This window comes from Arcobacter denitrificans (SeqCode), from assembly GCF_048571185.1.
In the GTDB taxonomy this organism is placed as follows: Bacteria; Campylobacterota; Campylobacteria; order Campylobacterales; family Arcobacteraceae; genus Arcobacter; species Arcobacter denitrificans.
In genome coordinates, this window is the sequence record NZ_CP182350.1 from 1,578,203 (window position 1) to 1,589,771 (window position 11,569).

Sequence of the window (11,569 nt, forward strand, 5' to 3'; positions counted from 1 at the left end):
GATTACTCTTTAATTAAATGTTCATATTTTTTATCAGTAAGAAGTTTCATAAAAGCTACAAGTGCTTCAACTTTTCTATCTGTGAGCTTTTTAGCTTTTAACTCTTCTTTTGAAATAGTTTCAGCTATCTCAGGTTCAGCCCATTTTTCACCAGTCTCAGGATTTATAGTACGTTGGGGATTATTGTATTTATCATAAAACTCAACAACAGTTTTTAAATCACTAAAAACACCATTATGCATATATGGAGCAGTAACTGCTACATTTCTTAGTGTTGGAACTTTGTATTTTCCTCTTTGTGCCATGTCTGTTACAGCAGGATTTGCCAATAATCCATCATCAAGTTTCTTTGCACCATTTTTTGCTCTTAAGTTTTCATTTATAGGTGTCCCAATATTATGGTACTGATAATTTGTAAATGTTTCACCCTTTTTATCTTCACCCTTTAAAACATGGCAAGATGAACAAGAGTTATTGTTGTTTGAGAAAAATAGTGCTTTACCTAAGTCTTCTAAAGCACTCAAGTCATACTCATCTTTTAAAAATCTATCATACTTAGAATCAAATGGTGAAACTTCATCACTTCTTTCAAAACTTGCAATAGATTTTGTTAGGGCTTCAAAGGCTTTTGTTGGATTATTAAAAATTTCTTCCCCATATAATTTTTTAAAAGTACTTACATAATATGGATTTTCTAAAAGTCTATTCATAACTTCTTTTTTCCCCATCATTCCCATTTCATCTGGATTTAAAGGCGGTCCTCCTGCTTGGTCTTCTAGTGTGCTAGCTCTTCCATCCCAAAACTGCCCACCAACATAGGCTTTTTTATCTTTGTCATAATGAAATAGTGGTGAAAACTTTGCATAAGATGCCGTTGGTGCACTTCTATCTCCAATGGAAGTACCATTATCTCCCATAGATGCCATTTTTGCTACACCATTATCCCTATCATCAGCAAATCCACTGTCAGGATTGTGGCATGTGGCACAGGCTTGTGTTCTATTATGTGATAAGTTTTTATCAAAAAATAGAGTTTTCCCTAGAATCTGTTCTTGTGTTAACTGGTTTGCATAGATGTTTACAAAAAGTAAACTAGCTATCATAATTATTTTTGTCATATTGTCTCCTATTAAATAAGTTTTTGAAAGGAAAAATCAAAAGAGATAAAATAGTTTTATACTCTTTCATTTGTTCTTTTTTTAGTCCAAACTTTAAAACTTTTACATCTTTTGAAAGTTTTAAACTTCCAAATAGATAATCCCATACTGCTAAGTATCCACCATAGTTTTTATCAAAATGTTTTTTACTATGGTGTATTTGATGTTGTTTTGGTGAGATAAATATTTTTTCTAAATATTTCCCATAGGAAAAGGGAATATGGCTATGCCGTAAGTTTGACCCAAGTATAGAAAAAACAACTATAAAAATATTTGCACCAAAAATCATATATATATCAATCATTGCACCAAAAAAGTACAAAAATATCCCTGTTATAAAACCAACACTTAGGCTATATCTTAGTCCAAATAGTATATTTTCCACAGGATGTACTCTATAAAAGGTGAGTGGATTTAGAACTTTTGCACTATGATGTACCTTGTGAAACTCCCACAAAAAAGGAACTTCATGCAAAACTCTATGTAAAATATATCTTGTAAAATCACTAAAAATAAAAAGTGATAAAGTATATAAAAACAAAATCTCTTTATATGAAAAGATACTATTTTCAATCATTCCAAAGTGTAAATACAAAAACTTAGTTATGCTATAAGCTATAGTTTTTGCACTAATTATTAATGGTATTAGTAAAAATGCATTTATCATATATCCTAAAAAAAAGTAGCTATAGTCAAGTTTTGCACTTGGGTGTAACCATAGCTTTGAAGAAAATATAGCCCTATGACTTTTTTTAGTATATAAAAAATATATAAATGCTAAAAATATAGATGAAATAATATAAATCCAAAAGACTCTTTTATTTGGATTTATAAAATATTCAAATACCATCAAATCGTTCAAATTAGTCTCCATCAGCGTCTAATATTTTTGCTGTGATACTTAATTGTTCAATTAAAGATAAGAAGTAAGAAACATGAAGTTTATTTACAGCATTATATAAATCTTTTGGATTGCTCTGCAAAGATTTAATTGCGTTGTTTAACAAAGTTTGTGCTTCTAAAGTCTCTTTTTTTGCACCACTGTTTTTTGCCATATTTGCAAAGTTTTTATAACTTTTATCTCCAATTATCTCTTTGTTTGCTTCTAATATAGCCGCAATTGCAAAATAAGTGTTATTGCTTAAAATATACTCTTGCTCTTTTTTAGGTACATTTATTCTCCACTCTTTTAATTTATACGTACTAGAGATAAGAGCATTCATAACCAAGCCATTTTCCCATTGTAGATCTTTTTTATCACGGCTTAAATACTCTTCATAAGCACTTTTTATATCTTCCAAATTAGAGATAATAGTACTTGTGATTTCATCTGCCAACTCTTTTTCTCTTTTTGTGAGTGTCTTGTCATTAAATAAAACATACTCTAAGGCATTTACTGTTTTAAATGAGTGTTTAAAAAGCGCTATTTGAGGCTTATCATTTGAGTTTATAACTCGCTGCATTTGTTCATTTAAATTCTCTTTTAAATTATGAAAAACATCAATATATCTTGGAGTATCAAGATAGTCTTCGTTTATATCTCCTGCAAAATAAAATGCTTCAACTTTCTTCCATGAGATAATAAAGTTTTTAAAGTTTTCTGCATTGTAATCTTTTTGTAGATTTTTGGCATTTTCAATTGTGTTATTTACATTTACAATTGAGACATTTTTTAGTATAGAGTCCAATAGAGTCTCTTTTGCAAATAGTGTCATAAAACTAAAAGCAACTAGTAAAATGATTTTTTTCATTATAATCCTTTTAAAAACTCTAATAAGAGTTTTTTATCTTTTTTATTTAAAGCTATATAACTCTCCTTGGCACTGTTAGCTTCTCCACCATGCCAGAGAATTGCCTCTTCAAAGGTTTTAGCTCTACCATCATGTAGAAGTCTATACTCCTTTTTTTCTGTTTTAAATCCCCACAATGGAGCAGTCCTAAATTCACTTTCAAGGGCCATAAATTCACTTCTTCCATCACTTAAACCTTCTCCCATATCATGTAATAATAGATCCGAAAAAGTATATATTTCTTCTCCTGATTTATTTTTCAAAGATGGTATATGACAAGAGGTACAAGAAGCTTTAGAAAAAACAGCTATACCTTTTTCATAAAGTTTGCCTTTTGTAGGGTCATAACTTGGAAGATTTTCTAAGTAAAAAGTTATTGCATCTAATCTTTCATCAGTTATGTCTAGTGCATCTTTAGATTTTGGAGCATCATTACACTCTTTTTGAAAAGAGGTACAATTCTCACCTTGATGTATAGAGCTTGATAATCCCATATCATTAAAAGCTGCATTTGCAACTTGCTCTTTTAAAAAGGCAACACTTGCTTTATATGTATATCTTCCTAGCTCTTTTTTTTGAGTGATTTTAGAGTAAACAAAATTTGCTTTTCCGCTTATTCCATCGTGGTTTACATCATATTCATCAACATTTTTAAGAATTTCATTTTCATCAACTTGAGATATTAAGCCAAGACCATATAGTGTGGGAGCTAGTCTATATGTGATGTTTGTATCTTTATGAAGTTCTCCATAATTTAGATTGATTAAAGAATATTTTGGTTTATAAATAAAGTGTTCTTCTTCATCAAATAAGAGTTTGATTTTTTTAAAATCAATATTAACTTTTGCTTCATAGGGAACATTGTTTATGCTACTTATTGCAATCTGTCCTCCATAAATTGGGTTGGCAATTGAACCTTCATGGGCTAATATACCTTTGTGTAAGTTTGTATTATTTGATTTAATTGATAGTTTAGGAATAAGAGATTTTGAGGCATTATTTGATGTATTATATAAAGTTCCCCTACCAAGATTAGGGTGACAGCCAATACAGGTATTTGCATTAAACAGTGGGCCTAAGCCATCCCTTGCAGTTGTTGCACTAGGTGCTTCAACCCAAGGAATAGTAAAAAAGCTTCTGCCTAATATAAATTTATCATACTCTTCATCATTCATCTTATTTGATGAATATAGATTTGTTACAAAGAGTAAGATTAAAAGTATAAGACTAGATTTTTGTTTCATCGGCGTCAGTTACGTCATCTTCTGTAAGACTTATACCATTTGCGTTTGCAACTGGTACCATCATATCACCAAGTTTTCTCATCTCATTTTTAAGTTTTACAATAACTTTTGACATAGGACTTGATGGCTTGATTTGATAATCAAAATGCTCTTTTGTTTTTGCTGTTTGGTCTATTAAAGCTATTTTTTCTTCAATTGAATTCATAAGTTTTTCAATCTTTGCTTTTGAGTCACCATCAACCTTATCTAATAGAGCCGGACCATAATTCTTTCCATCATATGTAGAAGTTAAAATATTTTTGAAACCTTGATAATTCATAGCTATATCTCTATGTGTATTATCAGAGAAACAAGAGTGTTCATCTTCTTCAGATGGTGTTAAAACGGCAACTGCAATTCTTTCATTTGCAAGTTCAGATTTTATAAATACCCCAAGACCTGAAATAATTTGTTTAAGTGCTTCATTTTGTGTAATATTTTTTGAAGCTTTATCTGCTGATAATTTACCTAATAAAGCAGCACTATATAATCCTTGTGTTCCTTTAATACCTTTTTCCCAAGCAGAAGTTACTATCTCTAAATCACTTACAATTTTTGTAGATGCAGCTTTTAAATATGCTAATCTTCTTGGTGCATTTACTTCACTTGTAAAATCACTTAATGGTCTCTGCCCTGCTGTTAAAGCTCCATTTGTAATTGAATCTTTTAAGAAGTTAGAATAATCTTGATCTTGTCCCCATAATAAAAACTCAACTGCATGGTATCCACTAGCTACATTTGCATCACCACCATTTTCATTTAAAGCAGAAATTGCATCTGCTGTAATAGTTGTAACATCAACAACTTTTGCATCTTCTCCACCTGGGTTAAATTTTCCAGAAGTATCAATAATATTCCCAGATGTTTTAGCTCCATTGGCATCAATTGTATAATCAATCATATTTTCATCTAGTGGCCAAGCATTTATTTGACCTTCAAGTGAACCATAAGCATCTGCAACCCAGCCATCTTCAGCATCAATTGGACCATTTGCTAATCTAAATGCTTCAGTTTTACCATATGAGTCTCTAGAGACTAACCAAGCATTCTTTGCATTTGCAAAAGTTGTTTCATTTGGGTTTGAAGCAAATTGTGCAATTGATTTTTCTAAGTCTTTTGCATCAGTAAGTGCGCTTGCATAACTGTCAAGTGCAATATTAGAATATGCTTCTAATATTGTATTTGATTTACTCATCTCTTGTTTTGAAGTACTTGTTGTGTCCATAACACAACCACTTAGTGCAAGTGCAGTAACAACAGATGCACCTAGTAATAGTTTTTTTGTATAATTCATAAAATTCCTTTCTTAAAACGCATAAGTAACGCTAGCAAAAACTTTGTCATAGTCATTAGCAGTAGCAGTATCATCATAATCAACATAAGTAATGTTTGCAGATAACTCATCAGTGAAACTATAATTAGCAATTAGGTTTAACTCATCAGTATCAGAATTAGTTCCATAATCTGTATCACTATAAAGTGCACTTAATCCTAAAGAACTAATTGTATATCCAATAGAAGCATAAGTAGTTTTAGCATCTGTTCCATATATATTTGTTCCATCATCCATAGGATTTATACTATCACCCCAAGCAGAAATACTTCCAACACCACCATCTTTGTCAGTTGCAACATATCCAAGAGCAAATGAAATATCTGATATATTTAGTCTTCCTTCAAGATTATAAATATCTCCATCTTTAGTAGTAGCAACATCTTCATTTGAAGCTGCATAATGAGCAGTTAGTCCAAACATATCTACATCATAAGAAGCTTTAAAACCATAAAAGTCAGCTACTTTAGGAGCAGAATAATAATATGGATTTAATTCAATATTATCAAGACCAGTAAATTTTGCATCAACTACATATGCACCATCTTTAGTTGTTTCAGTAAAACTATTATTTGTATCTAAATCAATTTCAGCTTGTCTATTTGTGTAACCCATAACTACTGAAGTATTAGGAATATAATCTAATACAGCAACAATTGCATCATTGTAATCACCTAACCACTCTAATCCAATCTCTTGACGACCAGCGATAATAGTAGCTTTGTCATATGTATATTTAATGTTTGCTTCTGTTAATGCAGAGCTATTTACCATAGCTGCCTTATAATTTCCATCATTTTTTTCTGTTATTTCAGTATTACCTCTAAAACCAACTTTTGCACTAAAACCTTTTACTGAATCAGTTTCATAAGATAAACCAATTGAACCTGCAGTAAAACCTGAATCAGTTCCAACTGCTAAATCTTTACTCTCACTATAAACTGTAATATCACCTGAAGCCTTACCATTTGCAAATGCTTCTTTTACTGTTCCTGAATCTGCTAATGCAACAGAACTTCCTAATAGCAATAATGATACTACTATACTTATTTTTTTCATTCTTCTTCTCCTAAATTTAGTTTACGCAAGCACTTCGCTTGCAATTTTATGTGCCTTGTTTGTATCTATATTTTTATGTTTCATGTTTAAAACTTTTAATATAGAACATACCATTTTTGAATTTTTCTCAAATCCAGATTCTCTAACCATTTTTCTAATTTCTCTTTTTAAAAGTAAATCAGACATAAATTAATCCTTTATGATAATAATTCTCAGAATCTTACAGGAAGAAAACTTAAATATTAATAAATATGAGAATTATTATCATAATTGTAGAAAAATACTAGAAATTATTTAAGGCTCTTTTTTATCAGTGAGTAAAGATATGTTAAAAAGACCATTTTTCTGTAAAAGGTCTAATACTTTTACAACTTTTTTATATGTAACTTCTTTATCTATTCTAAATATAATATTTCTCTGTTTGTCTTGTATATTATTGATTTTTTTATCAAGTTGTTCAATTGTGGTCTCTTTTCCGTAGATTGCTAATTTTTCTTTGTCAAGTTCTATAATTATCTCTTTTTGTTTTAGTTCAATCTCTTTAGCACTTGATGTTGGTAAGTTTAAAACTAAGGCAAGCTCATCTTTTTTAAATACAGAGGATACGATAAAGAATATCAACAAGATAAAAACAACATCAATAAGAGGTGTAATATCAGGAGTTAAAATCTCTCTTTTTTTCATATTCTTTTTAAAACCTCTTTTTGAATTTTCAACTCTATATCATCTAAAATACCAACAATATAGTTATATCCAATATAATGTGGAATCGCCACAATTAATCCTGCAACTGTTGTAATTAGAGCAATTGAAATTCCATTAGAGAATATTGAAGGATCACCCAAACCACTTTTTGTAATAGAATCAAAAGAGTTTAAAACCCCAATAACTGTTCCTAAAAGACCTAATAGTGGTGCAACTGAAGCTATTATTTTTATTGTATTTAATCCAAACTCTAGTTTTCTTATTCTTCTATTAATAATATTTTGAACTGATTCTTTTTCAAATGTGCTATTTGTAGTTTTAACAAAAGCCAATATATCTTGTACAATCTTTTCTTTTCCAACTCTTGAAGAGAGAATAACAAGCAATTTCCATAACATTATTGTAAATCCAATAACATTTAAAAAAATTAGAATATAAACTATAAAACCACCTCTATGTATGTAACTCATTAAATCTATTTCCATCTTTTTTAACTCCTAATAATTTGATATAAAATTGGAACCGTAATATTCCAAGAATTTTTATGTAGTTCTTCTGGAATTGGTTCAAATTGTTTTATTTTGTTTATAATTTCAACAGCTGCTTTGTTTAGCCTTCTGTATTTTGACTTTTCATTTATGATGATATTTTTTATAGCCCCATTTTTTGAAATAGTAAAGTTTAAATATACTTTTCCCGTTTGATTTAGCCTTTTTGCACTACTGGGATAAACTTTATTTTTTTCAATTCTTTTTTTCAATTTTAATAAATAGGCATTTTCTATTGCTTCTATTTTAGATAGATCAACATTTTTTGTTTTTTGTTTTGTTTTTTGTTGAATTTTCTGTTTAACGATTTTTTCTTTAAAAGTTCTCTTAGGTGCTTCTTTCTTTAAAACTTTTTTTGTAAATCTCTTTTTATGAGTATGTTTGATAATATTTTTACTTCTTGTTTTAGCTAGTTTTTTTCTAATAAGCTTTTTTTTCTTTTTAACTTCAACTTTTTTAATCTTTTGTTTTTTTAGTATTACATTATTTAATTTTATTTGCATATTTGAATTTGTAGTTTTTGGTGCTACAATATTTTTTTTCTCCTCAATATGTAGTTGTGCAAATAAATAAATGTGAGTACAAATAACAATTATAAAAATGGTTAGTAAACTTTTCTTTTTTTCCATGATGGAAGTTTAATAGAATATTTCTGATTATCAACTTAATATTAATACCGATTATCATTTTTATTTAAAATTAAGATTTCTTAAGTTAATATTCGGGCAAAATTTTGTTAGAGACGAAAAGGTGCACAATATGAATGAAGAAGAGAAGAAAAATATTGATTCTACATCTCTTTTTAAAAATCTAAAAAGTATAAAGATTTATCATAATAGGCAAATATATTATTTAAAAATTACAAAAGCAAATAAATTAATCTTGACAAAATAAAATTAAATAAAGCAAGCAAAGTTTTTAACAAGTAGCCAGCTAAAACAAAAGGAAAAACATGAAAATAAAGATTGCAAGATCTCTTGCAGCTCTTTTGCTGGCAAATACACTTTGTGCAGAAGAATTAAATACAGTAGTAGTTGAGGGAGCACAAGAATCATATTTTGAAGAGAGTTCTTCTAGTATGAAAGTTGAATCAAGTGATAGAGAAATACCTTATACTGTTTCTGTTACAAAAGGAAGATTGATTGAGGATTTACAAGCCCAAAAAATAGAAGATACATTTGATTATACGACTGGAGTTACTAAAGTTGGTAAAAATGCAGATGCAATAATGATTCGTGGTTTTGATATAGATTTAGAAAATATCAAAGTAAATGGAATGCCTGGATTGATAAGTCGTATGGGTTCACCTTCAACAGCAAATGTTGAAAGAATAGAAGTGGTAAAAGGTCCTACCTCTGTATTATATGGATTAATGGAACCTGGAGGATTAGTAAATATAGTAACTAAACGTCCTCAATCAAAACAAAAAACAACTTTTGAAACATCACTCCAAACATACATGTCTAATGGGGTTTCAGGATTTGGAGAAGATAATGGAGTTACAACGACATTAGATACTACAGGTCCAATTACAGAAAATCTATTTTATAGGTTTATTGCAGTTGGTGAGAAGTTAAACTCATATAGAGAAAATGTAGATTTTGAAAACATTCATATATATCCAAGTATACTTTGGAATGCAAGTGATAACACTTCTTTATTAGTAGCACTAGAATATGGACATGAAGATGGTAGTGCTGATGATGGACTTTTTGTTGCAAATCATGATATTTCTACAGCAGCTAATTTAGATATTGTTTATCAAGAAGAGGGTGATTTTGACAATGATGAGGGAATAGGATTAGATATTAACTTGGACCACTTTATAGATGATAACCTTTTTGTTAATTTTGACTGGAGAAGTGTATTTCATACCGATGATAGAAAGCTATTTGAGAATAAAAGTGTTAATCAAGGAGCAACTGTTTCAGATACTACATTAACTAGAAGAAGTAGACATCAGTTTAATAAAAGAGATTGGCATAGTTTTGATACAAATTTAAATCTTGATACTATTATTGCAGACATGAAACATAATTTGACCCTTGGTTTAGCTGGAACTTACAGAAAAACTGATTTTGATAGAATTACTATGGGCGGTGATGTTACACCAAATATAGGTATTTATAATCCAGTTCATGGTGGAACTTCTGTTAATACTCAAAAAAATAGAAGAAAAACAGAGTATTTTAGTTCGGGGGTATATTTACAAGATAAGATAAGTATTACAGATAAACTTACTTTTGTAGGTTCATCAAGAGTAGATAAAACAAAGATTGATTTTGAATGTTTAAGAGGACCTTGCATAGAAAATACTACAAAAACATCAACAGATTTTGTTGGTTCAATTGGAACAATCTATAATATTAATGATATCTTTTCTATATATGGTAGTTTTGGACAAAGTTATGACCCTAGTAGTGCTGAAAGAGTCGATGACTTTGGGAATCCTTTAGATACTGAAAAATCAAAACAGTATGAAATAGGTACTAAAATTAATCTAAGTAAAGAGTTTAATACAGGAATTTCATTATATAAAATAAATAAAGAAAATGTAGCTGAAAGTAGTGCCGGTGGAAATTATGAACTAACTGGTGAGGTTGAAAGTAAAGGTATAGAATTGGAAGTTCAATGGTTACCTACATCTAATTGGCAATTTAAATCAGGGTATGCCTATAATAAAGCAGAATATGTATCTGGGAAATCTGTTGGAAATACACAAGCTCTTACTCCAGAAGTAACTGCATATCTATTTACAAGATATAATATTCCTCAAAAAATATATGATGGTAGATTAGGATTATCTACTGGACTAACATATAGAGATGAAATTTATACAAGTTCATCTGAATCAACTAGAGTACAATTACCATCATATACAAGAGTTGATATTGGTGCATATTACTCTATAAACGATTGGGATTTTTCCTTAAATATAGAAAATTTAGCAGATAAAAAATATTATGAATCAGGAAGAGCTGATAATAGAATTTATTCTGGTGAGCCTAGAAAATTAACAATCAATATTAAAAGAACATTTTAAATATTATGTCAAAAAAGAAGTCATTGAGTAATATATCAAGGTCTCTTCATAGGGATCTTGGTTATTTTTTTATAGGTATCACTCTTATATATGCGATTACGGGCTTTATATTATCTGCGCGAGGTTTAGGGTGGTTTAAATATGATTATAACTTTCAAACAAATATCTCAAAAAACATTTCAAGTGAAAATTTTAAAGAGAAGTTAATAGACGAAGCAAAGAGTGGAAAATTTGATTATATTTATAATCTTGGAGCAAAAAGTGTTGTTGAGAAAAATATAAAAAGATTAACTCTTTCAAAAGAAGAAAATAGCACCTTGTATTTTGATTATAAATATATGCATGTAATTTACAATAAAAACTCTGGTGAGACAAATATAGATTACAAATCTTATCCCGCATTTTTACAGATATTTATTAGCTCTCATTTATCAACAAATAATAGAGCATGGTACTATTTAGCTATGGTTTATAGTGTTGTTTTAGCTTTTTTTGCATTATCAGCTATGGTAATGGTAAAAGGTAAGTATGGATTTAAAAAAAGAGGTTTATCTCTTATGTTAACAGGGATTATTATTGTTATAATTTTCTTATTTTTCTCATTTTCTTAAATTTTTAAATATAAACCTACAAAAATATACTATTAAAAGA

At 29.1% G+C, this 11,569-nt stretch carries 13 protein-coding genes; 3 read left to right on the forward strand and 10 right to left on the reverse strand.

Annotated features, from left to right (window positions below; all coding sequences use genetic code 11):
• Positions 1-2: 2 nt before the first annotated feature.
• The 10 genes from ACNI28_RS07945 to ACNI28_RS07990 form a co-directional block, all read right to left on the reverse strand.
• A complete protein-coding gene (locus ACNI28_RS07945) occupies positions 3-1,118 on the reverse strand; it encodes a cytochrome-c peroxidase (protein ID WP_419763730.1) in 1,116 nt (371 codons plus the stop codon).
• Positions 1,093-2,019, reverse strand: a complete 927-nt coding sequence (locus tag ACNI28_RS07950) for a sterol desaturase family protein (RefSeq protein ID WP_419763731.1) — start codon at positions 2,017-2,019, stop codon at positions 1,093-1,095. Before ACNI28_RS07950 ends, ACNI28_RS07945 begins: the two co-directional genes overlap by 26 nt.
• Position 2,020: 1 nt before the next feature.
• Positions 2,021-2,908: an imelysin family protein gene (locus ACNI28_RS07955; RefSeq protein ID WP_419763732.1), complete on the reverse strand. Its 888-nt coding sequence runs from the start codon at positions 2,906-2,908 to the stop codon at positions 2,021-2,023.
• Positions 2,908-4,191, reverse strand: a complete 1,284-nt coding sequence (locus tag ACNI28_RS07960) for a di-heme oxidoredictase family protein (RefSeq protein WP_419763733.1) — start codon at positions 4,189-4,191, stop codon at positions 2,908-2,910. The genes ACNI28_RS07955 and ACNI28_RS07960 overlap by 1 nt, the downstream gene beginning before the upstream one ends.
• Positions 4,175-5,524, reverse strand: coding sequence for an imelysin family protein (locus tag ACNI28_RS07965; RefSeq protein WP_419763734.1), 1,350 nt, complete (start codon positions 5,522-5,524; stop codon positions 4,175-4,177). The genes ACNI28_RS07960 and ACNI28_RS07965 overlap by 17 nt, the downstream gene beginning before the upstream one ends.
• A 12-nt stretch (positions 5,525-5,536) precedes the next feature.
• Positions 5,537-6,622 carry an Opr family porin gene (locus ACNI28_RS07970; protein WP_419763735.1) on the reverse strand — a complete coding sequence of 362 codons (1,086 nt, stop codon included), beginning with the start codon at positions 6,620-6,622 and terminating at the stop codon, positions 5,537-5,539.
• Between the two features lie 21 nt (positions 6,623-6,643).
• Positions 6,644-6,808, reverse strand: a complete 165-nt coding sequence (locus tag ACNI28_RS07975; protein ID WP_298752203.1) for a hypothetical protein — start codon at positions 6,806-6,808, stop codon at positions 6,644-6,646.
• 108 nt (positions 6,809-6,916) lie between these two features.
• Complete coding sequence (locus ACNI28_RS07980; protein ID WP_419763736.1) at positions 6,917-7,306, reverse strand: ExbD/TolR family protein; 390 nt, start codon at positions 7,304-7,306, stop codon at positions 6,917-6,919.
• Complete coding sequence (locus tag ACNI28_RS07985; protein WP_419763737.1) at positions 7,303-7,812, reverse strand: MotA/TolQ/ExbB proton channel family protein; 510 nt, start codon at positions 7,810-7,812, stop codon at positions 7,303-7,305. Before ACNI28_RS07985 ends, ACNI28_RS07980 begins: the two co-directional genes overlap by 4 nt.
• Before the next feature lie 5 nt (positions 7,813-7,817).
• On the reverse strand, positions 7,818-8,504 hold the full coding sequence (locus ACNI28_RS07990) for an energy transducer TonB (RefSeq protein ID WP_419763738.1): 687 nt from the start codon (positions 8,502-8,504) through the stop codon (positions 7,818-7,820).
• A gap of 130 nt (positions 8,505-8,634) precedes the next feature.
• On the opposite strand from ACNI28_RS07990, the gene hemP reads away from it, so the two are divergent.
• The 3 genes from hemP to ACNI28_RS08005 are packed head-to-tail and all read left to right on the forward strand — an operon-like array spanning position 8,635 to position 11,529.
• On the forward strand, positions 8,635-8,769 hold the full coding sequence (gene hemP, locus ACNI28_RS07995) for a hemin uptake protein HemP (RefSeq protein WP_419763739.1): 135 nt from the start codon (positions 8,635-8,637) through the stop codon (positions 8,767-8,769).
• 58 nt (positions 8,770-8,827) lie between these two features.
• Entirely contained in the window at positions 8,828-10,918 is a 2,091-nt protein-coding gene (locus ACNI28_RS08000) for a TonB-dependent siderophore receptor (protein ID WP_419763740.1), read from the forward strand.
• A 23-nt stretch (positions 10,919-10,941) separates the two neighbouring features.
• Positions 10,942-11,529 (forward strand): PepSY-associated TM helix domain-containing protein, encoded by a 588-nt coding sequence (locus ACNI28_RS08005; protein WP_419763741.1) that lies wholly within the window; start codon positions 10,942-10,944, stop codon positions 11,527-11,529.
• The last annotated feature ends 40 nt before the right edge of the window (positions 11,530-11,569 follow it).

What these genes read in the sequence shown, in the direction of transcription:
- ACNI28_RS07980 (WP_419763736.1), bottom strand. Translation starts at nt 7,306, where the DNA reads ATGAAAAAAAGAGAGATTTTAACTCCTGATATTACACCTCTTATTGAT.
- ACNI28_RS07975 (WP_298752203.1), bottom strand. Translation starts at nt 6,808, where the DNA reads ATGTCTGATTTACTTTTAAAAAGAGAAATTAGAAAAATGGTTAGAGAA.
- ACNI28_RS07945 (WP_419763730.1), bottom strand. Translation starts at nt 1,118, where the DNA reads ATGACAAAAATAATTATGATAGCTAGTTTACTTTTTGTAAACATCTAT.
- ACNI28_RS07985 (WP_419763737.1), bottom strand. Translation starts at nt 7,812, where the DNA reads ATGGAAATAGATTTAATGAGTTACATACATAGAGGTGGTTTTATAGTT.
- hemP (WP_419763739.1), top strand. Translation starts at nt 8,635, where the DNA reads ATGAATGAAGAAGAGAAGAAAAATATTGATTCTACATCTCTTTTTAAA.
- ACNI28_RS07965 (WP_419763734.1), bottom strand. Translation starts at nt 5,524, where the DNA reads ATGAATTATACAAAAAAACTATTACTAGGTGCATCTGTTGTTACTGCA.
- ACNI28_RS08000 (WP_419763740.1), top strand. Translation starts at nt 8,828, where the DNA reads ATGAAAATAAAGATTGCAAGATCTCTTGCAGCTCTTTTGCTGGCAAAT.
- ACNI28_RS07970 (WP_419763735.1), bottom strand. Translation starts at nt 6,622, where the DNA reads ATGAAAAAAATAAGTATAGTAGTATCATTATTGCTATTAGGAAGTTCT.
- ACNI28_RS07990 (WP_419763738.1), bottom strand. Translation starts at nt 8,504, where the DNA reads ATGGAAAAAAAGAAAAGTTTACTAACCATTTTTATAATTGTTATTTGT.
- ACNI28_RS07960 (WP_419763733.1), bottom strand. Translation starts at nt 4,191, where the DNA reads ATGAAACAAAAATCTAGTCTTATACTTTTAATCTTACTCTTTGTAACA.
- ACNI28_RS07955 (WP_419763732.1), bottom strand. Translation starts at nt 2,908, where the DNA reads ATGAAAAAAATCATTTTACTAGTTGCTTTTAGTTTTATGACACTATTT.